This window comes from Nocardia sp. NPDC056564 (assembly GCF_042793755.1).
In the GTDB taxonomy this organism is placed as follows: Bacteria; Actinomycetota; Actinomycetes; order Mycobacteriales; family Mycobacteriaceae; genus Nocardia.
Genome location: NZ_JBHTUR010000022.1, coordinates 122,796 through 145,828 on the forward strand (window position 1 = coordinate 122,796; position 23,033 = coordinate 145,828).

Here is a 23,033-nt window from a genome sequence, read left to right on the forward strand (position 1 = left end):
GGGCGTGACACAGCAGGGCGGGCAGGCACGGGACTTCTTCATCAGCTATTCCCCGGCGGACGAGCGGTGGGCGACCTGGCTGGCCTGGCAGCTGGAGAGCGCGGGCTACCGCACCCTGATCCAGGCCTGGGACTTCGTGCCGGGCACCAACTTCATCGACTTCATGGATCGCGGCGTGCGCGATTCGGCCGTGGTGCTCGCGGTGCTCTCCGACAACTACCTCCAATCGCGTTACGGGACAATGGAATGGCAGGCCGCGTTCCGCACCGATCCCGGCAAGCTGCTGCCGATCCGGATCGCCGACTGCGCGCTGGAGGGGCTGCTCGCCACCCTCACCTATATCGATCTGGTGGACGTGCCGACCGATGAGCAGGCGCGGCGCATCCTCATGGAACGGGTGCGGCACCTCCTCGCGGGCCGCGGGAAACCGCAGCAGGAACCGCGATTCCCGAACGAACTCGGGACCGGTGCGCTACCGGACCGCTACGGCGACGAGGAGGCGGCGGGGCCCGTCGCGTCTCCGCTGAACCGCCGCACTCCGGTTGCGGCTCCGGCCTTTCCGGGCGGCACGCAGCGGGACGAGCGGCGGTCGGGGGTCAGCGTGCTGCACGTGGCCGGGCCGCGGTTCGGCCGCGGCCTGTTCGCCGCCGACGAGCCGAGCACCGCGCGCGAGTTGCAGGCGCGGATCTACGCGAACGTCACCCAGCTGGTCGGGCAGGGCGTGCCGAAACCCGACCTGATCGTGGTGACCGGCGATCTGACCGAATCCGGTCGCCCGCGGGAGGTGGACGAGGCGCTGACCTTCCTGACCGGGTTGCGGGTGCTGCTCGGACTCGAACCCGACCGGCTGATCGTGGTGCCGGGCAACCACGACGTGTCCAAGGTCGCCTGCCATGCCTACTTCCTGAATTGTGAAGCGCGCGAACGGAAACCGCAGCCACCGTACTTCCCGAAGCTCGAGCAGTACGCGCGGCTGTTCGCCGAGCTGTATCAGGGCCTCGACCATCTGGTGTTCGATGTCGGCCAGCCGTGGACGCTGTTCCCGATTCCCGAATTGCGGGTGGTGGTCGCGGGTTTGAACTCGACCATGGCCGCGACCCACCTGCCGGACGACGATTACGGGCAGCTCGGCGAGCCGCAGGCCGCCTGGTTCGCCGAGCGGCTGCGTCCGTTCGAGGAGAACGGGTGGCTGCGGCTCGGTGTGGTCCGGCACGATCCGCTGCCCGGCCCGGCCGCTTCGCCGCGGGATCCGGCCCTGTTGCGGGACGCGGACACGCTGTCGCGGCTGCTCGGCGGCCGGCTGAATCTGCTGCTGCACGGGCCGGGTCCCGGTGGGCCGCACCTGGATCGGCTCGACGGCAGGCTGCCGGTCGTTCCCGCGGGCGCCGCGGGTCGCGACGAGATCATCCACCTGACCACCGAGGGACTGTCCCGATACTCCGCCACCGCGGCACAATCCGCCGAACCCACCGCGCGGCTGACCGCGCCGTGGGCGAATGCGGTTGCGGCACTGGCGGCTACCGCGGTGCCCGAGCTGACCGGCCCCGACGAGCCCGATGATCCGGTGACCGAGACCCCGGCCATCGTCGACCCGCACGGCCGCCTGCTGGAACGGGTGGCCGAGGTGTGCGAGACCCGGTACCCGGAGGCCAGGATTCGCCGCGTCGAGTCCGATCCGCCGCACCTGTTCATCACCCATCAGCGCGACGACGTGACCGCGCAGTGGCGGATCGGCGTGCACGTCGGCGACATGACCAGGCGGGTGGTCGAGGAATTCCTCGGCCTCGACCCGGAATACGGCTCCGAGCTCGTCTATCGCGGTGCGCCGCCGCCGCGTTCGCTGCGCGACGAGGCCGCGAGCCATGGCCTGCGGGTGCGCAGCTTCACCGAATTCCAGGGCCTGCTCGACCTGGCGGACTATCTCGCCAAGCAGGTCGAGCGGTTGCGCACGGACCGCCGCTATCCGCCGGATCTATATGTGCCGCAGCGGTTCCGGGCGATCGAGCACGGCGACCAAGCGGTGCACGACGATCTGGTCGCCGAACTGCTGCGCCTGGTCGCCACCGATCACGGCCGATTCGTCCTGGTGCTCGGTGATTTCGGGCGCGGCAAGACCTTCGCGCTGCACGAGCTGGCCCGGCGCATCACCGAGACCATGCCCGTGCTGATCCCGATCCTGATCGACCTGCGCACGCTGGACAAGACCCATTCGGTGGACGCCCTGGTCGCCGCGCACCTGGCCAATCACGGTGAGGACCGGATCGACCTGAAGGCGTTGCGCTACATGCTCCGGGAGGGCCGGGTGGTGCTGCTGTTCGACGGCTTCGACGAACTCGTCACCCGGATCAGCTACGAGTTCGCCGCCGACCATCTGGAAACGCTGCTGCAGGCATCGGTCGGCAAGGCGAAGATCGTCGTGGCCAGCCGCACCCAGCATTTCGAGTCACGGGCGCAGGTCCTGACCGCGCTGGGGGAGCGGGTCGGGCTGCTGCAGGACCGGCAGATCCTCACCATCGAGGACTTCGCGCCCGCGCAGGTGCATGCCTTCCTGACCAACCGATACGGCGGCGACACGCACCGCGCCGACGCCAGGATGCGGCTGATCACCGGCATCGAGGATCTGCTCGGGCTGGCCCAGAATCCGCGCATGCTCAGCTTCATCGCCGACCTGGACGAGCGGCGGTTGCGCGCCGCGGCGGGCGCGCAGCAGGCCGTCGGCGCGGCCGGACTGTATCGGGAGATCCTTGAATCCTGGCTGTCCTACGAGACGGATCGCACCGCGGCGACCGCCGGGTCGCTGCCCGGACTCGGGCTGCACGAATTGTGGCTCGCGGTCACCGAATTCGCGTTGCGCATCTGGGAGACCGGCGAGCCGTACCTGCGGTTGGCCGAATTGACCGAGGTGGCACAGAGTCTGGTGGAGATGACCGGGGCCAACCGGATGTCGGTGCAGCAGTCCGCGCACGCCATCGGCTCCGGCAGCCTGCTGGTGCGGACCGAGGACAATCTGTTCGGGTTCATCCACTCGTCGGTGCCGGAATGGCTGGTGGCGAACCACATCGCCGAACAGTTCGCCGCGGGCGTCACCGCGCCGCCGCAACTCGCGCACGCGCCGCTGTCTCAGCTGTCCATCGACTTCCTGTGCGATCTCGCCGATATCCGGCTCGCGCGCGCCTGGGCGGCGGGTGTGCTGGACGACCCGGCCGCCGACGAGGTCTCGCGCACCAACGCGATCCGGCTGACCACCCGGCTGCGGACCGCGCCGACCGCCGATCTGCGCGGGGTGATTCTGGTCGGCGAGGACCTGTCCTATCGCGATATGCAGCAGGTCGATCTGACCGGCGCGGATCTGAGCGGCGCGCGGCTGGTGGGGGTGAACCTGGACCGTGCGGTGCTGCGCGGCGCGCGGCTGGTCGGTGCGCGGCTGGACGAGGCGAGCCTGGTCGGCGCGGACCTGACCGACGCCGATTTCACCAGGGCGCGGCTGGCCCGCGCGGATCTGACCGGGACGCGCGCGACCGGTAGCCGCTGGGATCGCGCGGCTCTGCTCGACGTCACCGGTACCCCGGCGGGCACCGATCTGCGTGGTGCGGCGTGCGTGCCCGGCTCGGTGGCGCGAACCGAATTCGCCCCCGCCTCGATCGGCGTCAGGCACGGGTTCCATGCCAGGCACGGCAGGCTGCCGCAACCGCTGGCCTACAGCCCGGACGGCGGCACCCTGGCCATCGGCAGCGACGACGGCGGGGTGTTGATCTGCGACACCGAGACCGGGCTGCCGCTGCGCACATTGCAGGGGCATCGCAATCGGTCGTTCGCGGTCGCCTATACCGATACCGTGCTGGTCAGCGGTTCCAGCGACGGCACCGTCGGCATCTGGGACGTGGGCAGCGGTGAACTGCGCCGAATCCTGCACGGGCACAGCCAATGGCCGTGGCCGGTCACGCTGAACCGTGCGGGTGATCTGCTGGCCACCGGCGACGCCGACGGGATGCTGCGGCTGTGGTCCCTGCCGAGCGGTGATCTGCTGCACGAGTGCGCGCCCGCCGGCGGTAGCCGAGAACTGATCTTCAGCTTGGCGATGCACGAGGGCGTCGTCGCCGCGGCCTACCGGGACGGGGTGGTCCGGCTGTGGGAGGTCGAAACCGGCCGGGAGCGGGGCGAATTCGTCGGCGCGAGCGGGGCCGTGTTCCGGGTCATGTTCAACCCGGCGGGTGATCTGCTGGCGGTCGGCGATGTGCGCGGCATGGTGGCGCTGTGGGATCCGGAGCGGTGCGAGCTGGTCCGGCAGCTGCCCGGGCACACCGGCCGGGTGTACACGCTGGCCTTCCATCCTCGGCTGCCGCTGCTGGCCAGCGGGGATACCGATGGGGGACTGCGCATCTGGGATGTCGAGACCGGGGAGTCGAAGCACGCGCCTGCGGATCACAACGCCGCCCTCTACTGGGTGGTGTTCGATCCGAGCGGTGATCTGCTCGCCTCGGGCGACAGCGCCGGTCTGCTCTGCCTGCGCGACAGCGCGACCGGCGAACTGCGGCACCGGATCACCGCGCACACCGGATCGATCTGGCCGTTCGCGTTCCGGCCGGACGGCGGGCAGCTCGCCGTCACCGACGACCAATTCACCACGCGGCTCTGGGATCCCGTGTCGGGCGTGTGCCGGCACGTGCTCACCGGACACGGGCGCCAGGTCAGGTCGGTGACGTTCAACGCGGACGGGTCGCTGCTGGCCGCCGGTGCCAACGACGGGGTGGTCCGGCTGTGGGATCCGTTGACGGGCAGGCAGATTCGACGGCTGGTCGGCAGCGAGGATCGGCTGGTCACCTTCGAGTCGGCGCTGTTCAGCCGGAAGCAACCGCAGCAGCTCGCGGTGGTCGGCAACGACGGCCGGTTGAGCCTGCTCAACCTCGATACCGGAATGTTCCAGCGGCACATCAATGTCGAGGCCGCGCCCGTCTGGGCGATCGCCTTCGACCCGACCGACCAATACGTGGCCACGGCGAACGACGACGACACGGTCATCATCTGGTCGCGCACGACCGGCGCGCTGCACATGGTGTGCGCGGAGCATCACGGGCGGGTGCGGTCCATCCAGTTCAACGAGGACGGATCGTTGATGGCCACCGGCTGCGACGATTCCGTGGTGCGGCTGTGGGACGTCGAATCCGGCAGGCTGCTGCGCGAATTCGCCGGGCACGGCGATCGGGTGTACGCGGTGGTATTCAACGGTGACCGGCTGGCCAGCGTTTCCTGGGACATGACCGTGCGGATCTGGGAGGTCGAGTCCGGCGCGAGCCTGCACGAGCTGACCCGGCATACCGGTCGGCTGTGGGCGGCGGCCGTCGATCCGCAGAGCGGGATTCTCGCCACCGGCGGCGAGGACCTGGTGGTTCGCCTGTGGGACATGGCGACGGGTCGGCACCTGCACACCATGGAGGGCCACAAGCGGCAGATCTGGTCGCTGGCTTTCCATCCGTCCGGTCGGCTGCTCGCCAGCGGTGGCGACGACGGCAACACCATCCTGTGGTCGGTGCCCGGCGGCGACTACCCGGACGCGGAGACCGCGCCGACGATCCGCGCGGAGCTGCTCGGCCTGCCGGAAGGCTGGGCGGCCCTGGCGCCCGACGGTCGCTACAAGTTCGAAGGCAATACGGCGGGTCAGTTCTGGCAGGTGATCGGGATGTCCCGGTTCGAGTCCGGCGAGCTGGACCCGTACCTGGCCGAGGTCGCGCAACTGCCCCTGGACGCTCCGTTCTAGCGAATGCCGCGGCCCGGTGGCCGCCGATTCGGGTGGGCTGACAAGGGCGTTGAGATAGAGATAGTGTCGTTGTTGCATTGTTGCCTCAGCGAGGAGATCGAGCATGGCCGAGACGAAAGGAACGGGCGCGGCTGAACTGGCGGCGCTGCGGGCCCGGCGCTGCACCGCGGAACAGGCCATGGCGTTGTTCGACAGTCTGCCCGCGGTTCCGGTCGCCGAGATCACGACCGGGCGCTGGCGGGGCGACGAACTCGACACCGGGCATCCGTTCGCGGGGGTGTTGGTCGCGTCGGGGTGGTACGGCAAGCAATTCGACGACGCGGACACCGTGCATCCGCTGCTGTTCGCCGTCGACGGGGTGATCTTTCCGGTCGATCCGCGGCGAGTGCCGCTCGGGCTGGCCGGGCGGATTCCGCCGGCCGGTGTGCGGGCGAGTAAGAAGGCGCTCGGCTATCTGCGGTTCGCGTTCCAAACTCGCAGGCCGACAGCGCGTTTGCGGAACGTGGAGTATCGCGGGGTGGGCAGTGCCGCGATGATCTACGACCATCTGCCGATCATCGATCACTTCCGTCGGGTGGATGAGCGGACGCTGCTCGGGGTGATGGATATGCGCGGGTTGGCCGAGCCGTATTTCTTCATACTGCGGCAGGACACCGCTTCCTGATCGACGGCGGTTCGTGGGTTCCGGCTCGGGACAACCCATCTCGGCCCATGGCAGGCGCGGCGGGCGTAGAATTCATCATGCGTAGAATTCTTTGTACGGGCGAGACCTGCTGCGGCACCGCGACCGAGGAGGACAGTCGATGGAACAGACGACATGCCTGGTGGTCGGGGGTGGTCCGGCCGGAATGATCCTCGGGCTGCTGCTGGCGCGGGCCGGGGTCGACGTGACCGTGCTGGAGAAGCACAAGGACTTCCTGCGCGACTTCCGCGGCGACACCGTGCATCCCACCACCCTCGACCTGCTCGACGAGCTCGGGCTCGGGGCGGAGTTCGCGAAACTCGGTGCGCGCAAACTGGATCAGGTGCAGCTGGCGACCGCCAACGGGTTGCAGACCTTCGCCTCGTTGAAAGACCTTCCCGGCAAGCACAAGTACATCGCCATGGTGCCGCAGTGGGACCTGCTCGATCTGCTCGCGCGCGCCGGCGAGCAGGAGCCGAGCTTCCATCTGCGGATGAAAACCGAAGCGACCGACCTGGTTTGGTCCGATGGCAAGGTCGCCGGCGTCGGTTATCGGACCGCCGACGGCGCGACCGGCGAGATCCGCGCCGACCTCACCGTCGCCTGTGACGGGCGCGGGTCGGTGCTGCGCACAGCGGCGGGACTGGCTTCCCGGAGCTGGCCGACACCGATGGACGTGTGGTGGTTCCGCCTGCCGCGCACCGAGATCGACCCCGCGGGCGCGGTGCCGATCGTCGCCGCGCACCGGGCCGCGGTGCTGCTCGACCGCGGCGACTACTGGCAGTGCGCCACCCTCATCGCCAAGGGCACCGACGAGGTGGCGCGGCGCGGGCCGGTCGACGAGATCATGCGCACCATGTCCGACTCGGCGGCCTGGCTGAAGGACCGCGTCGACACCCTCACCAGCTGGGACGAGGTGAAGCTGCTCGACGTTCAGCTCGACCGCTTGACCACCTGGTACACCGGCGGGCTGCTCTGCATCGGCGACGCCGCGCACGCCATGTCCCCGGTCGGCGGGGTCGGCATCAACCTGGCCGTCCAAGACGCCGTCGCTGCCGCGAGAATCCTTGCCGCCCCGCTACTCTCGAACACCGTCAGCACCCGCGACCTGGCGAAGGTGCAACGCCGCCGCACCCTCCCCACCGTGGTGACCCAGGGCATGCAACGCATCCTGCACGCCCGGGTGATCCGCCCCGCCCTCGAAGGCGGCATCAACATCGCCAACTCCCCCCAGGCTCCCCTCCCGGTCCGCATCCTCCGCCGAATCCCCGTCCTCCGCAGCGTCCCCCCATTCCTGGTCGCCCGCGGCGTCCGTCCCGAACACGCCCCCGCCTTCGCCCGCCGCCCAGCCTGACGAACCCACCCGCACACCCTCTGACCTCCGGGACGCTCAAGGGTTGGGTTGGAGGATGAGTTTGCCCAGGGGACCGCGGGATTCGATCAGGTGGTGGGCGTGGGCTGCTCGGGCGAGGGGGAGGGTGGCTTCGATGAGCGGGGTGAGGGTGCCGGACGCGGCTCGGGTCAGGGTGGCGGGGCGGGCGGCGGCTACTCGGGCGAGCCAGGCGGGGCCGGCGCAGCCGGTGAGGGTGAGGCCGCGGGTGATGAGGTCGGCGGCGGAGAGCTGGGCGGGGGCGCCGGAAAGCCAGCCGTAGCTGAGCATTCGGCCGCGCAGGGGGGTCATGGTGTCGAGGAGGTCCAGGGCGGTGCGGCCGCCGATCGAGTCGAAGACCACGTCGAGGGTTGTGCCGCCGAGGGTTTCGCGGAGGTGGCCGACCCAGTCGGGGTCGTTGTGGTCGATGACCTCATCGGCGCCGAGTGTGCGGGCCTGTTCGATCTTCGCGGGGCCGCCCGCGGTGGCGATGACCCGGGCGGCGCCGTACTCCTTGGCGAGTTGGGTGAGGTAGCTGCCGATTCCGGTCGCGGCGGCCTCGATGAGGACCGTCTCGGTGCCGGTGAGCGCGGCGGTTTCCAGCAGGGGGAGGGCCACCGAGCCGCTCATCAGGACCGCGGCCGCGTCCGCCGAGGAGAGTCCGTCGGGGATCGGGCTTGCGGAATCGGCCGGCGCGCTGACGAATTCGGCGTAGGCGCCGAAACCCTTGGTGGCCACGGCGACTCGGCGGCCGAGCAGCGCCGGATCGACCTGCGCGCCCACCTCGGTCACCACCCCCACCGCCTGGAAACCGAAGACCAGCGGCGGCTCGACGCCGAGCGGGAACTCACCGGAGCGCAGCTTGGTCTCCGGAAACAGAACCGGGATCGCCTCGGCTCGGATCACCACCTCATCCGCGCCGGCCTGCGGCGCCGGGACCTCCTGGAGGACCAGCACCTCGGGCCCGCCGGTCGTCGTCATTACGATTGCCTTCATCATGAACTCCATAAGTTGACCGTCGGTCCAGTTGCGTTCGCAACGATATGGACCGCCGGTCAAGTTGTCAACGAAAGCGGGTGCGATGACCGACGGGCGGCCGAAGGAACGGGCCGATGCCGCGCGCAATCGGCGGGCGATTCTCGACGCGACGACCGCGCTGCTCGCCGAACACGGCGCCGAGGCGATCACCATGGACCGGGTCGCCGCCGCGGCCGGGGTCGGGAAGGGCACCATCTTTCACCGCTTCGGCAACCGGGCCGGGCTGCTGCACGAGATGGTCGCCGAGAGTGCGCTCACGCTGATGGACGCGATCAGCAGCGGGCCGCCACCGCTGGGTCCCGGCGCGCCGGCCGATGCGCGACTGCTCGCCTACTTCGATGCGATGACGCGGCTGGTGATCGCGAACTCGGAACTCATGGTCGCCTATCGCACGGAACCGCCGCACCCGCGCACCGCGGAGTTCCATGCGTTCTGGGACAACCACATCACCGCGCTACTGCGCGAAGCGCGGCCCGATCTCGATGCCGACGTGGTGGGCAGGCTGCTGCTCGGCGCGATCGGCGGTGAACTGGTGCAAACCATGGTCCGCTCCGGGGAGACCGATCGGCTGCTGGCAGCGGTGCGCCAACTGGTCGAGTCGGTACTGCGCACGTCCTGAAATCGCCTGACCCGTCACCACATCGCGGCGAGCATCGGAATCGGCGCGTTGATGATCCCGTGAACCAGGAAGAGCAGCCAGGGATTTCGATACCGCGACCACAGGTAGCCGAGGAAGATTCCGTAGCCGCCGATGTGCACGAGGGTGGCGGCGAGGTCGATGGCGAAACCGTTGCCGCCGTGGATCGTTACGTGCCATACCGCGAAGACCAGGGAGCTGAGCACGATGGCGGGCCAGCGGCCGTACAGCGCCTCCAGCCGGGTCTGTAGCCAGACCCGGTAGAAGATCTCCTCCAGCAGCGCGTTGAGCACGAACACCGCGACCAGCGCGATCGGGTCCGGTCGCGCGCCGGTGTAGTCGTGTCCGAACAGCGTGAACAAGGTCAGGAAGACGAGCACCGCGGGCAGGGGCCGCAGCCATCGGCCGCGGGTGTCCACCCGGTACCATTCGCGCCCCGAAACCAAGCGGAACAGCAGCGGAATGGCAAGCAGCAAGGCGAGTTTCAGTCCGAGGAACCAGAGGTCGCCGCCGGGGGAGAGGTAGAAGCCGATCGCGAAGAGCAGGCCGAGCGTGAACAGCCACCACGCCTGCCGCGGCGTGCGCGGATCGCTCGGCAACGGCTCGTCGTCCGGCTTCGGCGGCACCAGCCGGGCGAGCGCCGAACCGCCGAGCACCGTCAGGCAGATCACCCACAGCGGCACGGTGTCGTCGTTGTCGGCGGAGTAGCGCAGCGCGGTGTGACCCGTCCAGATCAGCGTCACCACCGCGGCGGCGAATATCAGGATTCCCGCTGCCAGCAGTATGTCGCCGGTCCGCCGTAGTCGCATGCGCACCACGATGCCATCGGCGCGCGCTCGTGCGGCCCCGCGGGCCGGGATGTCGATCGGATGTCATCCGAAAGGACGACCGCGGCTCATTCCTCGTCGAGGATGGCGTCGAATCGTTCGTCCGCACTGTCGAGTTGGGCGAGGATGTGCTGTTTGACGTCGTCGGCCAGTGGTGTGTCGGGACGGGTGACCAGGTCGCGGTAGATGGCGGTGAGCGGGCGGTACTTGGTGGCGAGCTTGTGCATGACCGGACCGGTCGCATACAGGATGCCGACGCCGTTGTCGGTGAAATCGGACAGCTTGATGATCCTGGCCCACGGGGCGTGCTCGAGGTCGGCGGCGACGTGCTCGCGGTATTGCAGGTGCCGGTCGATGGACGGGTCCGGTTCGGGGTTGGTGACGGCGGCGACCAGGTCGGACACGCGTTCGCCGAAACGGTCGGCGAGTTCGGCGAGGGCGGCCTCGGTGGGCGTTCCCGGCCGATCGCCCGCCAGTTCCGCCGGATGGTCCTCGACGGAATCGTGCAGCAGACCCGCGACGACCAGATCGCCGTCCGCCACTCGATAGTGGCTGATGATCCGGATCGCCACCCGCAGTAGATGATTGAGATACGGTTCGCGGCCGTAGCGATCGTCGCGGTGCAATCGCGTGGCCAGGTCGAGTGCCTCGGTGACCCGGGCGACGTCCGGCAGGTCCGCGATCTCCAGCAGTAATCGTTCGCGCAGACCGGCCTCGCCGTAGACCTCGCTGATCGTATGCAGCGGCATCACCGCCAGGACTCCCGCCCCAGGATTGCTCATGCTGTCAATCTAACGGCGGCACGCGGCCGCGTCGCCCGGAAAATCCGTTGCCCGGGATCGTGCGGCCGTGGTGTCCTGAATGCCACGCGAGGCAGGAATCGGAGGTGAACGTGGCCGCGCAAGGAAAACGGCCGCGACCCGGTTCGGCCACCGACGAGATGCTGAAACTGCATCGGCGCACCATGGTGCTCGACGGACGGGTGTACACCGTCGTCACCCTGCGGCCCGGCAGCGATTTCCGCTTCTCCACCAACCGGTTTCACGACACCTGGCATGTGCTGTCCGACTGGCGCGGGGCGCACGTGCTCGCGCGGTTGCTGTGGGGGCTGGCGTATCAGCGGCGGCCGGGGACGATCGTCGTGATCGATCCGGCGCACCTGGACTCGAATCCGTTCGACGGTGCGCCGTCCGACCCGATCGTGCTGGTCCCCTCCGAGCTGACGGTGCTCACCCGCGCGGCCGCGACGGCGCTGCGGCGTCGATTGCCGTTGCGCGATCGTCCCGCGGGCACCGTGCGCTGGCAGACGTTCGGGCTGAACCACGCGATCGACGAGCTCGCGGCGTGGCGCGCCAAGGACCTCGGCGAACGATCCACCGACTACGCGGCGCAGCCCGCCGGCTGGCTCCGCGTCGATCGAATCGGCGGCCTCATCACACTGTTCGGCGCCGCCGACCAACTCCGCGACCTGGCCCGAAGCCTCGCCGCCCTGGGCGCCTACGCCTACCACGGCATGGACTACCACTATCTCGACTACCCCGAGAACAACGGCGAAGTCCAGATCTTCCGCCACTACCGCGACCGGGTCACCACCACCCGCCGCGCCCGTACCGACCTTCTCGGCCCCAACCACCGCGCCCCGATCACCGAAGAAACCGAGCGCGCCATCTGGTCCCGGGCCGCCGCCATGCGCCGCAACAGACTCCCGCGCCTTCCCGAGCCGTCGCCGAGTTGACCCGACCGACGACCCAGCGCCGCACCCCTCGGCGACATTGCGGCGCTGGGTCGTCGGACGCGCGGTTATTCGGCTCGGGGGATCAAGGTGTTCTGCCTGGCCGCGGTCCACCAGCGGCCATCCTCCTTGACCAGGACGTAGAGCGCGATCATCGCGTGGTCGAGGTCGATCGGTTCGCCTTCGGCGGTGGTGGCGCGGGCGACCTTGTGGGCGAACGCGACGTCGGGGCGCAGGAAGGTGATGTCGGTGACCTCGTAGCGGACGTACTGGTCCTTCAAGAAGCCGGCCAGCCCACGGCGATTCGCGTCCAGCAGGGCGTCGCGACCGACCACAAGGGCGCCGGCGGCGTTGACCACGGCCGCGTTCGCGGTGAAGTCGGCGGTCATCAGTTCCGCGTCGTTGGTGTTGTAGGCGGTCTCGACATTGCCGATGATCCGCTCGATGGCCGCGACGTCCGCGGTGTGGTCGACCGACGAATCGCCGACCAACGGCGGCTGAAAAGTCTTTGCGCTCATGCCCTTCAGCATCCAACCTCAACAACGATTGGGGTCAAGGTCGAGGCGCGTTGCCCGGCTCACAGTTCGATTCGAGGATCGCCGGTCAGCGAACGCCGCGCGGACGGAACTGGATGCTGATCCGCGGCCCGGCCGGCTTGCGCGTCTTCGGCACGGCATGCTCCCAGGTGCGCTGGCACGACCCGCCCATCACCAGCAGATCACCATGGCCGACCTGGTACCGAATGCTTTCTCCGCCACCGCGCGGCCGCAGCAGCAGCGCGCGCGGCGCACCGATCGACACGATCGCGACCATCGTGTCCTGCGTCGCCCCGCGCCCGAAGGTGTCCCCGTGCCAGGCGACGCTGTCCTGTCCGTCGCGGTAGTAGCAGAGCCCGGCCGTCCGGAACGACTCCCCGAGCTCGCGCCGATAGTGCTCGCTCAACGCTTCGCGTGCGTCGGCCAGCACCGGATCGGGCAGCGGTTCGTGCTCCGCGTAGAACTTCAACAGCCGCGGCACGTCCACCACCCGGTCGTACATCGGCCGGCGCTCCGCTTTCCACGGCACGTCGTCGACCAGCCGCTCGAACAGCGCGTCGGCCCCGGAGAGCCAACCGGGCAGCACGTCCACCCAGGCCCCGTGGTCGAGGACCGTGCGGCGCGCGGCGCGCAGCGACCCGAATTCGGTATCACCGAACCCGTCGAGCAGTGAGCCCTGCAGCGGTGTCGACATGCCCGCGAATCTACCCGCAATCGAACGTATGTGCTAGCGGCAATCGGACGCGGCGGTCAGTTTCCGGCGAGAATGCCCCGCGCGATCTCGGCGGAGGCCGCGTAGCACTCGTCGTCGCTCAGCGGCAGATCGCCCATCATCGCCGTGCTCCAGCTGATCGTCAGCAGCGCTTGGCGCGCGTGGAACACTGCTCGCGGCGCACGGTCGGGCTCGGTCATCAGATCGGCGAGCACGGTGAACTGGTGCCGCAGTCCCACGTTGATCCCGAGCTCCCGGAACGCGGGCTGGTTCTCGGCCATGAAACGCACCATCGCGCGCCCGATGCCGTGGAGCAGCACGCCGTAGCGGTCGAGGATTTCCCGTGCCCGGTCCGGGCTCGGCGGCGTCGCCTCGGCCCAGGCGACGATGTCGTCGATGCCGCGCCGCAGGTCGTCGGACAGGCTGACGACGATGTCCTCTTTGGTGCGGAAGTGGTAGTAGAGCGCGGCCTTGGTCACGTCGAGCCGCTCGGCGATCTCGCGCAGCGACGTCTTCTCGTAGCCACGCTCGGAGAACAACTCCATCGCCACCGTGCGGATTCGTTCGCGCATATCGCTGCGACGGCGGTCCATGGCGCTCCTTTTTGCTTGACGACCGGCTAGTTGGAGCCTAGCGTCACTGCTGAACTCAATTAGCTAGCCGGGCGGCAAGTAAATGTGAAGAAGGGGCGGGGAGATGGCCGAAACGAAGCCGGAAGTGCCGATGGCCGGGGTCGCGATGACCGCGATCGGGGTCGCGATGGTCAGGGCGCTGGAATCGAATCGGCCGGATCGGCTGTACGACGACCCGCTGGCCCTGGTATTCACCGAAGCGGCCCGGCGCGGCTTCGCCGAAACCGACGACGGCGGCCGGCGATGGACGCGACTGGAAGAACTGGCGGCCGCCTTCTATCCGGGCCGAACGCTCTCGGTCAGACTGGTCGACGACCAGGTGACCGCGGCGGTGGAACAGGGCTGCCGGCAGATCGTGGTGCTCGGCGCGGGATTGGATACCCGAGCATTCCGCCTTGCCCTGCCGCCGGACATTCGATTCTTCGAACTCGATCTGCCGGAACTCTTCGCCTTCAAGGAGCCGATCCTGGCGAGCGCGCGCGCCGTGCCGACCTGCGCGCGGCACGTCGTTTGCAGCGATCTGCGCGACGACTGGGCAGAAGCGCTGCGCGTGAACGGGTTTCGGCCCGATCTCCCGACACACTGGGTCGACGAGGGCGTGCTCGGATACCTGACCCGCGCGGCGGCCGTGCGCGTCGCCGAGACGCTGACCGAACTCTCCAGTCCGGGAAGCCGTTTCGGCGTCGTCCGGTTCGCCGCCGACGAAAGACCCGTGCAGTACCGTGAACTCCGGCGACTGGTCCGCGCCGACGAAGCGGGGGAGCGCGAGCTCCGTGGCCTGGGTGGCGACGCGCGGCAGTGGCTCGACGATCACGGATGGCACACCACCTTCCGCGGCTGGGCCGAACTCGTCGCGCCGTTCGGCAGGCCGGTCGAGAACCATCCCGATGTCGGTTTCATCGACGCCGTGCGCGCGTGAGCGCAGCGCCGAAGTAACCCGCGTCACCGGTCGGCGAAGCGCGCACCCTCCCCGCCGCTCGTGGCCCGGCTCACACCCGGCAATACCTGCTGAAAACCCCGTCTCGACCGCTGTTACGCTGCTTGCCGTAAGACATCCTTTAACGGACCGTCCGGTGAGGCGGGGAAGGAGGTCGGCATGGCCGTGCCCGAACGGGCCGCCAAGTCCGGCGCTGCCGAAACATCGCAGCGACACACCCCGGAGGGGGTGGAGGCGGGGCGGGAGCTGTTGTCGGCTTCCGATGTCAGTCGGACCATCGCGCGCATCGCGCACCAGATCATCGAGAAGACCGCGCTGGACGCGGGCGAGCCGGGTAATCCGCGCGTCGTACTCATCGGCATCCCCACCCGCGGCACCTCGCTGGCCGCGCGGCTCGCGGACAAGATCGAGGAATTCTCCGGCGTCCGCCCGGCCCTCGGTTCGCTCGATATCACCCTCTACCGCGACGATCTGCGCACCCGGCCGCACCGGCCGCTGGAGCGCACCTCGGTCCCCGAAGGCGGCATCGAGGACGCGCTGGTCGTGCTGATCGACGACGTCCTGTTCTCCGGCCGCACCGTCCGCTCCGCGCTGGACGGCCTGCGCGACCTCGGTCGCCCGCGCGCCGTGCAGCTCGCGGTGCTGATCGACCGCGGTCACCGTGAACTCCCGATCCGGGCCGACTACGTGGGCAAGAACGTGCCCACCGCGCGCGCCGAGGACATCTCGGTCCTGCTCACCGAACACGACGGCCGCGACGGCGTTTACCTGCGTCAGGAGGGGGAGGCGTGAGCGAGCGAACCAACAACACGGCGGCCCGGTGCCGAACGACGGAGCCGAGCGCCGGCGAGGGGGAGCTGTGAGGCATCTGCTGACTGTCGGTGATTTGGACCGGGCGGCCGCGACGGAGTTGCTGGACGAAGCCGAGCGCTTCGAACAGGCGCTGCTCGGCCGCGAAGTGCACAAGCTGCCGACCCTGCGCGGCCGCACCGTGATGACCGTCTTCTACGAGAACTCCACCCGGACCAGGGTCTCGTTCGAGGTCGCGGGCAAGTGGATGAGCGCCGACGTGATCAACGTCAGCGCCAGCAGCTCCTCGGTCTCCAAGGGCGAATCGCTGCGCGACACCGCGCTCACCCTGCACGCCGCCGGCGCCGACGCGCTGATCGTGCGGCACCCGGCTTCCGGTGCGGCACACCAGATCGCGCGCTGGATGGACGCCTGGGCGGTCTCGTCCGGCCGCTCCGGCCCGGCCATCATCAACGCGGGCGACGGCACCCACGAGCACCCCACCCAGGCGCTGCTCGACGCGCTGACCCTGCGCCAGCGGCTCGGCGAGATCGAGGGCAAGCGGGTCGTCATCGTCGGCGACATCCTGCACAGCCGGGTCGCCCGCTCGAACGTCTTCCTGCTGAACACGCTCGGCGCCGAGGTGGTGCTGGTCTCCCCGCGCACCCTGCTGCCGATCGGCGTCGACGCCTGGCCGGCCCGGATCGCGCACTCGCTGGACGCCGAGTTGCCCGGCGCCGACGCGGTGATGATGCTGCGCGTGCAGGCCGAGCGGATGAACGGCGGCTTCTTCCCGTCGCCCCGCGAATACTCGATCAACTACGGACTGTCCGAACGCAGGCTCGCCCTGCTGTCCGAACACGCGGTGGTCCTGCACCCCGGCCCGATGCTGCGCGGCATGGAAATCGCCTCGCCGGTAGCCGATTCCGCGCAGGCCGCGATCTTGCAACAGGTGACGAACGGAGTACACATGCGCATGGCCGTCCTGTTCCGGCTGCTGGTCGGTACGCAGGAGGCGGTGGCATGACGGACATCCTGATCAAGGGCGCCCGGATCTACGGCGAGGGCGAACCGGTCGACGTGCTGATCGCCGACGGGGTGATCCGGGAGATCGGCGCCGGTCTCACCGCCGGCGCCGCGGAGATCATCGACGCGCGCGGCCAGATCCTGCTGCCCGGCTTCGTCGACCTGCACACGCACCTGCGCGAGCCCGGCCGGGAAGACACCGAGACCATCGAATCCGGCTCGGCCGCAGCCGCATTGGGCGGTTACACGGCGGTGTTCGCGATGGCCAACACCAGCCCGGTCGCCGACTCGGTGGTCGTCACCGACCACGTGTGGCGGCGCGGGCAGGAGGTCGGCCTGGTCGATGTCTACCCGGTCGGTGCGGTCACGGTCGGCCTGGAAGGCAAGCAGCTCGCCGAAATGGGCACCATGGCAACCGGTGTCGGCGCGGTGCGGATGTTCTCCGACGACGGCCACTGCGTCTACGACCCGCTGATCATGCGCCGTGCCCTGGAATACGCCAACACCCTCGGCGTGCTCATCGCCCAGCATGCCGAGGAACCGCGGCTGACCAAGGGCGCGGTCGCGCACGAGGGCCCGGCCGCGGCCCGGCTCGGCCTGGCCGGCTGGCCGCGGGCCGCCGAGGAGTCCATCGTCGCCCGCGACGCCCTGCTCGCCCGCGATGCCGGTGCGCGCGTGCACATCTGCCACGCCTCCACCGCGGGCACCGTCGAGCTGCTGCGATGGGCCAAGGCGCAAGGCATCTCGATCACCGCCGAGGTCACCCCGCATCACCTGCTGCTGGACGACTCGCGCCTGGAGACCTACGACGCGGTGAACAAGGTCAACCCGCCGCTGCGCGAGGCCTCCGACGCCGCCGCACTGCGCCAGGCACTGGCCGACGGCATCATCGACTGCGTCGCCACCGACCACGCCCCGCACGCCGAACAGGACAAGTGCTGCGAATTCGCCGCTGCTCGCCCTGGCATGCTCGGCCTGGAGACCGCGCTGTCCATCATCGTGCAGACCATGGTCGAACCCGGCCTGCTGGACTGGCGCGGCGTCGCCAGGGTGATGAGCGAGCAGCCCGCCGCGATCGTCGGCCTCGACGAGCACGGCAGGCCGATCGAGGTCGGCGAGCCGGCGAACCTGACGCTGATCGACCCCGAAGCCAGCTGGACGGTGCGCGCCAAGGAGCTCGCCAGCATCTCGAACAACACCCCGTTCGAGGACATGACGTTCCCGGCCCGAGTGACAACGACGTTGCTCAGGGGCCGGGTAACCGCCCGTGAGGGCAAGGCCGGTGGGTAACGCCGCGGTGGTGGCGACGGGCCCGGAGGCGGTGGCGAAGGGTGACCACGAAGGGCACCGGGAGCGCCGCCGATTGGACACAGGAGGTCCGTAGTGGAAAGAACACTTTGGGTGATCGGACTGGCCGCGCTGTTCGCCCTGTGCCTCTGGCTGATGTACCGGGGTTGGCAGAACCGGGCCGCGCGCCAGTCGGCCGACATCGGTGAGCTGCCGGTGGTACCCGCGGAACTCGGCGCCCAGGTGCTGGAGCCGACCACCGGACTGTATCTCGGCAGCACCATGGCGCCCAGCTGGCAGGACCGGATCGCGGTGGGCGACTTGGGTTTCCGGGCCACGGCGGAGCTCACGCGGTTCGAACGGGGAATCCTGCTCGAGCGCGACGGCGCGTCGGTGATCTGGATCCCGCAGGAATCCATCACCGCGGTGCGCACCGAGCGCGGGCATGCGGGCAAGGTAATGACAGAAGATGGTGTGCTGGTAGTTCGCTGGAAGCTGCCCACCGGAACCGAGATAGATACCGGTTTCCGGGGTGACGACAAGTCGGTGTACCCGGCTTGGACGCGGGGCCTCCAGGCCGAGCAGACCGGCACGACGACGGGAGACGACGAGCAATGACGGGACAAGAGGCGGCTCTGGTGCTGGAGGACGGCCGGGTATTCCGCGGCTCGGCCTACGGCGCCGTGGGCCAGACGCTCGGGGAGGCGGTGTTCTGCACCGCGATGACCGGATACCAGGAGACCCTCACCGACCCCAGCTACCACCGCCAGATCGTGGTCGCCGCGGCGCCGCAGATCGGCAACACCGGCTGGAACGACGAGGACGACGAGTCCGGCAAGATCTGGGTGGCCGGCTATGTGGTGCGCGACCCCGCGCGCCGCGCCTCCAACTGGCGCGCCACCGGCACGCTGCCCGAGGCCATGCAGCGCCAGGACATCGTCGGCATCGCGGGCATCGACACCCGCGCGCTGGTGCGCCACCTGCGCACCCGCGGCTCGATGAAGGCCGGCATCTTCTCCGGCGCCGCCCTCGCCGGCGCCGACGAGCTGATCGGCCGGGTCACCGGCCAGCCGTCCATGCTCGGCGCCGACCTGGCCGACGAGGTGAGCACCGACTCGGTCTACACCATCGAGCCGACCGGCGACCCCCGCTTCACCGTGGTCGCGGTCGATCTCGGCATCAAGACCAACACCCCGCGCATGTTCGCCGAGCGCGGCATGCGGGTGCACGTGGTCCCGTCGAACACCTCGATCGAGCAGATCCTGGAGCTGAACCCGGACGGGGTCTTCCTGTCCAACGGCCCCGGCGACCCGGCCACCCAGGACGGCGCGGTCGCGCTGACCCAGGGGGTGCTCGAGCGCGGGCTGCCGCTGTTCGGCATCTGCTTCGGCAACCAGATCCTCGGCCGCGCGCTCGGCCGTAAGACCTACAAGATGAAGTTCGGCCACCGCGGCATCAACATCCCGGTGATCGAGCACGGCACCGGCCGGATCGCGATCACCGCGCAGAACCACGGGTTCGCGCTGGAAGGCGAGCAGGGCGAGCAGTTCGACACCCCGTTCGGCAAGGCCGAGGTCAGCCACGTCTGCGCCAACGACGGCACGGTCGAGGGCGTGCGCCTGATCGACGGCCGCGCGTTCTCGGTGCAGTACCACCCGGAGGCCGCCGCCGGACCCCACGACGCTGCTTATCTCTTCGACCGTTTCGCCGGTCTCATGGAAGGAGCCTGATGCCTCGCCGCACCGATCTGAAGCACATCCTGGTGATCGGCTCGGGCCCGATCGTCATCGGACAGGCCTGCGAGTTCGATTACTCCGGTACCCAGGCGTGCCGGGTATTGCGGGCCGAGGGCCTGCGAGTTTCACTGGTGAACTCGAACCCGGCGACCATCATGACCGACCCCGAGTTCGCCGACTCCACCTATGTGGAGCCGATCACGGCGGAGTTCGTCGAGAAGGTCATCGCCAAGGAACGCCCCGACGCCGTCCTGGCCACCCTCGGCGGGCAGACCGCGCTGAACACCGCGGTCGCGCTGCACGAGAACGGGGTGCTGGAGAAGTACAACGTCGAGATGATCGGCGCCGACTTCGACGCCATCCAGCGCGGCGAGGACCGGCAGAAGTTCAAGGACATCGTCGCCAAGGTCGGCGGCGAAAGTGCCCGCTCCCGTGTCTGTTACACGATGGACGAGGTCCGGGACACGGTCCGTGAGCTGGGATTCCCCGTGGTGGTGCGGCCCTCGTTCACCATGGGCGGCCTCGGTTCCGGAATGGCCTACAACGACGAGGATCTCGATCGCATCGCCGGCGGCGGCCTGTCCGCCTCGCCGACCGCGAACGTGCTCATCGAGGAATCCATCCTGGGCTGGAAGGAATTCGAGCTCGAGCTGATGCGCGACCGCAACGACAACGTGGTCATCGTCTGCTCGATCGAGAACGTCGACCCGATGGGCGTGCACACCGGCGACTCGATGACCGTCGCCCCGGCGATGACGCTCACCGACCGCGAATACCAGAAGATGCGCGACCTCGGCATCGCCATCCTGCGCGAGGTCGGCGTCGACACCGGCGGCTGCAACATCCAGTTCGCGGTGGATCCGGCCGACGGCCGCCTGATCGTCATCGAGATGAACCCGCGCGTCTCGCGCTCGTCCGCATTGGCTTCCAAGGCAACGGGTTTCCCGATCGCCAAGATCGCCGCGAAGCTGGCCATCGGCTACACGCTGGACGAGATCGTCAACGACATCACCAAGGAGACGCCGGCCTGCTTCGAGCCGACGCTGGACTACGTGGTGGTCAAGGCGCCGCGGTTCGCGTTCGAGAAGTTCCCCGGCGCCGACCCGACGCTCACCACCACGATGAAGTCGGTCGGCGAGGCGATGTCGCTCGGCCGCAACTTCGCCGAGGCACTCGGCAAGGTGCTGCGGTCGCTGGAGACGAAGGCGGCGGGCTTCTGGACCCAGGCGGACGGCAAATGGACTGACGTGGAAGCGATCCTGGAAGATCTGCGCACCCCGATCGAGGGCCGCATCTATCAGGTCGAGCGCGCGCTGCGGCTCGGCGCGAGCATCGAGGACGTCGCCGCCGCCTCGGGCATCGACCCGTGGTTCGTCGCCGAGGTCGCCGGTCTGGTGGAGCTGCGCCAAGAGATCATGGACGCGCCCGTGCTGGACGAGACGCTGCTGCGCCGGTCCAAGCACTACGGCCTGTCCGACGGTCAGATCTCCGCGCTGCGCCCGGAGTTGGCCGGGGAGACCGGAGTTCGCGCGCTGCGGCACCGGCTCGGCGTTCGCCCGGTGTTCAAGACGGTGGACACCTGCGCCGCCGAGTTCGAGGCCAAGACGCCGTACCACTACTCCACCTACGAGCTCGATCCCGCCGCGGAATCCGAGGTCGCGCCGCAGCGGGAGCGGGACAAGGTGATCATCCTCGGCTCCGGCCCGAACCGGATCGGCCAGGGCATCGAGTTCGACTACTCGTGCGTACACGCGGCGCAGACGCTGTCGCAGGCCGGGTACGAGACGGTGATGGTCAACTGCAACCCGGAGACCGTCTCCACCGACTACGACACCGCCGACCGGCTCTACTTCGAGCCGCTCACCTTCGAGGACGTGCTCGAGGTGTTCCACGCGGAGAGCGAGTCCGGCAACGTCATCGGCGTGATCGTGCAGCTGGGCGGGCAGACCCCGCTCGGCCTGGCACAGCGGCTCACCGACGCGGGCGTCCCGGTGGTCGGCACCAGCGCCGCCGCCATCGACCTGGCCGAGGACCGTGGCGAGTTCGGCGACGTGCTGGTCGCGGCCGGACTGCCCGCGCCGAAGTACGGCACCGCGACCACCTTCGCGCAGGCGAAGAAGATCGCCGCCTCGATCGGCTACCCGGTGCTGGTCCGCCCGTCCTACGTGCTCGGCGGGCGCGGCATGGAGATCGTCTACGACGAGAGCTCGCTGGAGGGCTACATCTCCCGGGCCACCGAGCTCAGCCCCGAACACCCGGTGCTGGTCGACCGATTCCTGGAAGACGCCATCGAGATCGACGTCGACGCGCTGTGCGACGGCGACGAGGTCTACCTCGGCGGCGTGATGGAGCACATCGAAGAGGCGGGCATCCACTCCGGCGACTCGGCCTGCGCGCTGCCGCCGATCACCCTGGGCCGCAGCGACATCGAGGCAGTGCGCCGCTCGACCGTCGCGCTGGCCAAGGGCATCGGGGTCAAGGGCCTGCTCAACGTGCAGTACGCGCTCAAGGACGACGTGCTCTACGTGCTCGAGGCCAATCCGCGGGCCAGCCGGACGGTTCCGTTCGTGTCCAAGGCCACCGCGGTGCCGCTGGCCAAGGCGGCCGCGCGAATCATGCTCGGCGCCACCATCGCCGAACTGCGCAAGGAAGGCATGCTGCCGGGCGAGGGCGACGGCGGGCACGTGCCGCTCGACGCCCCGGTGGCGGTGAAGGAGGCCGTGCTGCCGTTCCACCGGTTCCGCAAGGCCGATGGCACCGGCGTGGATTCGCTGCTCTCCCCGGAGATGAAGTCCACCGGCGAGGTGATGGGCATCGACGCCGACTTCGGCACCGCCTTCGCCAAGAGCCAGACCGCCGCCTACGGTTCGCTGCCCACCGAGGGCACCGTGTTCGTCTCGATCGCGAACCGGGACAAGCGGGCCATGGTCTTCCCGGTCAAGCGCCTGCACGACCTGGGCTTCCGCATCCTGGCCACCGAGGGCACGGCGGAGATGCTGCGCCGCAACGGTATTCCGTGCGAGCGGGTGCGCAAGCACTCGGAGCCGGAGTCGGCGCAGGTCAATGGTGATGTGCCGCAGCCGACGATCGTCGAGCAGATCCGCGACGGCGAGATCGACATGGTGTTCAACACTCCGTACGGCAACTCGGGCCCGCGCGTGGACGGCTACGAGATCCGCAGCGCCGCGGTCGGTGTGAACATCCCGTGCATCACCACGGTGCAGGGCGCGGCCGCCGCGGTGCAGGGCATCGAGGCGAGCATCAACGGCGGGATCGGCGTGCGCTCGCTGCAAGAGCTGCACTCGGTGCTGCGTGGGTGAACCGGACGGAGGCAGCGG

18 protein-coding genes are annotated in these 23,033 nt (G+C 69.3%); 12 read left to right on the plus strand and 6 right to left on the minus strand.

Going from position 1 to position 23,033, the window contains the following annotated elements; genetic code table 11:
- The first annotated feature begins 4 nt into the window (after positions 1-4).
- From ACFQ9K_RS37695 to ACFQ9K_RS37705, 3 genes are all read left to right on the plus strand, one after another.
- Positions 5-5,755, plus strand: coding sequence for a TIR domain-containing protein (locus tag ACFQ9K_RS37695; RefSeq protein WP_378723703.1), 5,751 nt, complete (start codon positions 5-7; stop codon positions 5,753-5,755).
- Between the two features lie 103 nt (positions 5,756-5,858).
- Positions 5,859-6,419: a DUF4334 domain-containing protein gene (locus ACFQ9K_RS37700; RefSeq protein ID WP_378723701.1), complete on the plus strand. Its 561-nt coding sequence runs from the start codon at positions 5,859-5,861 to the stop codon at positions 6,417-6,419.
- Between the two features lie 139 nt (positions 6,420-6,558).
- The gene (locus ACFQ9K_RS37705; RefSeq protein ID WP_378723700.1) at positions 6,559-7,791 is read left to right on the plus strand and encodes an FAD-dependent oxidoreductase; all 1,233 of its coding nucleotides are present in this window, start codon (positions 6,559-6,561) and stop codon (positions 7,789-7,791) included.
- Between the two features lie 36 nt (positions 7,792-7,827).
- Here the strand turns inward: ACFQ9K_RS37705 and ACFQ9K_RS37710 are convergent, their stop codons facing one another.
- The gene (locus ACFQ9K_RS37710; protein WP_378723698.1) at positions 7,828-8,802 is read right to left on the minus strand and encodes a zinc-binding alcohol dehydrogenase family protein; all 975 of its coding nucleotides are present in this window, start codon (positions 8,800-8,802) and stop codon (positions 7,828-7,830) included.
- 85 nt (positions 8,803-8,887) lie between these two features.
- Between ACFQ9K_RS37710 and ACFQ9K_RS37715 the strand changes: the two genes are divergently transcribed.
- Complete coding sequence (locus ACFQ9K_RS37715) at positions 8,888-9,463, plus strand: TetR/AcrR family transcriptional regulator (RefSeq protein ID WP_378723696.1); 576 nt, start codon at positions 8,888-8,890, stop codon at positions 9,461-9,463.
- Positions 9,464-9,477: 14 nt separating this feature from the next.
- Here ACFQ9K_RS37715 and ACFQ9K_RS37720 read toward each other — a convergent pair whose 3' ends face one another.
- Together ACFQ9K_RS37720 and ACFQ9K_RS37725 are read right to left on the minus strand one after the other, a co-directional pair.
- Positions 9,478-10,290, minus strand: a complete 813-nt coding sequence (locus ACFQ9K_RS37720; protein ID WP_378723695.1) for a CPBP family intramembrane glutamic endopeptidase — start codon at positions 10,288-10,290, stop codon at positions 9,478-9,480.
- A gap of 86 nt (positions 10,291-10,376) precedes the next feature.
- On the minus strand, positions 10,377-11,090 hold the full coding sequence (locus tag ACFQ9K_RS37725; RefSeq protein ID WP_378723694.1) for an HD domain-containing protein: 714 nt from the start codon (positions 11,088-11,090) through the stop codon (positions 10,377-10,379).
- 104 nt (positions 11,091-11,194) lie between these two features.
- On the opposite strand from ACFQ9K_RS37725, the gene ACFQ9K_RS37730 reads away from it, so the two are divergent.
- Entirely contained in the window at positions 11,195-12,043 is an 849-nt protein-coding gene (locus tag ACFQ9K_RS37730; RefSeq protein ID WP_378723692.1) for a hypothetical protein, read from the plus strand.
- Between the two features lie 65 nt (positions 12,044-12,108).
- Here the strand turns inward: ACFQ9K_RS37730 and ACFQ9K_RS37735 are convergent, their stop codons facing one another.
- The 3 genes from ACFQ9K_RS37735 to ACFQ9K_RS37745 form a co-directional block, all read right to left on the minus strand.
- Positions 12,109-12,558 carry an SgcJ/EcaC family oxidoreductase gene (locus ACFQ9K_RS37735; protein WP_378725366.1) on the minus strand — a complete coding sequence of 150 codons (450 nt, stop codon included), beginning with the start codon at positions 12,556-12,558 and terminating at the stop codon, positions 12,109-12,111.
- 85 nt (positions 12,559-12,643) lie between these two features.
- Positions 12,644-13,270: an alpha-ketoglutarate-dependent dioxygenase AlkB gene (locus tag ACFQ9K_RS37740; RefSeq protein ID WP_378725368.1), complete on the minus strand. Its 627-nt coding sequence runs from the start codon at positions 13,268-13,270 to the stop codon at positions 12,644-12,646.
- Between the two features lie 56 nt (positions 13,271-13,326).
- Complete coding sequence (locus ACFQ9K_RS37745) at positions 13,327-13,881, minus strand: TetR/AcrR family transcriptional regulator (protein ID WP_378725370.1); 555 nt, start codon at positions 13,879-13,881, stop codon at positions 13,327-13,329.
- Between the two features lie 103 nt (positions 13,882-13,984).
- Between ACFQ9K_RS37745 and ACFQ9K_RS37750 the strand changes: the two genes are divergently transcribed.
- The 7 genes from ACFQ9K_RS37750 (at position 13,985) to carB (ending at position 23,015) form a co-directional block, all read left to right on the plus strand.
- The gene (locus ACFQ9K_RS37750; RefSeq protein ID WP_378725372.1) at positions 13,985-14,839 is read left to right on the plus strand and encodes an SAM-dependent methyltransferase; all 855 of its coding nucleotides are present in this window, start codon (positions 13,985-13,987) and stop codon (positions 14,837-14,839) included.
- 177 nt (positions 14,840-15,016) lie between these two features.
- A complete protein-coding gene (gene pyrR, locus ACFQ9K_RS37755; RefSeq protein WP_378725374.1) occupies positions 15,017-15,649 on the plus strand; it encodes a bifunctional pyr operon transcriptional regulator/uracil phosphoribosyltransferase PyrR in 633 nt (210 codons plus the stop codon).
- 67 nt (positions 15,650-15,716) lie between these two features.
- Entirely contained in the window at positions 15,717-16,673 is a 957-nt protein-coding gene (locus ACFQ9K_RS37760; RefSeq protein ID WP_378725375.1) for an aspartate carbamoyltransferase catalytic subunit, read from the plus strand.
- A complete protein-coding gene (locus tag ACFQ9K_RS37765; protein ID WP_378725376.1) occupies positions 16,670-17,962 on the plus strand; it encodes a dihydroorotase in 1,293 nt (430 codons plus the stop codon). Before ACFQ9K_RS37760 ends, ACFQ9K_RS37765 begins: the two co-directional genes overlap by 4 nt.
- A gap of 93 nt (positions 17,963-18,055) precedes the next feature.
- Positions 18,056-18,577: a transporter gene (locus ACFQ9K_RS37770; protein WP_378725378.1), complete on the plus strand. Its 522-nt coding sequence runs from the start codon at positions 18,056-18,058 to the stop codon at positions 18,575-18,577.
- Positions 18,574-19,689 carry a glutamine-hydrolyzing carbamoyl-phosphate synthase small subunit gene (gene carA, locus ACFQ9K_RS37775; RefSeq protein ID WP_378725380.1) on the plus strand — a complete coding sequence of 372 codons (1,116 nt, stop codon included), beginning with the start codon at positions 18,574-18,576 and terminating at the stop codon, positions 19,687-19,689. The genes ACFQ9K_RS37770 and carA overlap by 4 nt, the downstream gene beginning before the upstream one ends.
- Positions 19,689-23,015, plus strand: a complete 3,327-nt coding sequence (gene carB / locus ACFQ9K_RS37780; protein WP_378725383.1) for a carbamoyl-phosphate synthase large subunit — start codon at positions 19,689-19,691, stop codon at positions 23,013-23,015. Before carA ends, carB begins: the two co-directional genes overlap by 1 nt.
- Positions 23,016-23,033: the final 18 nt, after the last annotated feature.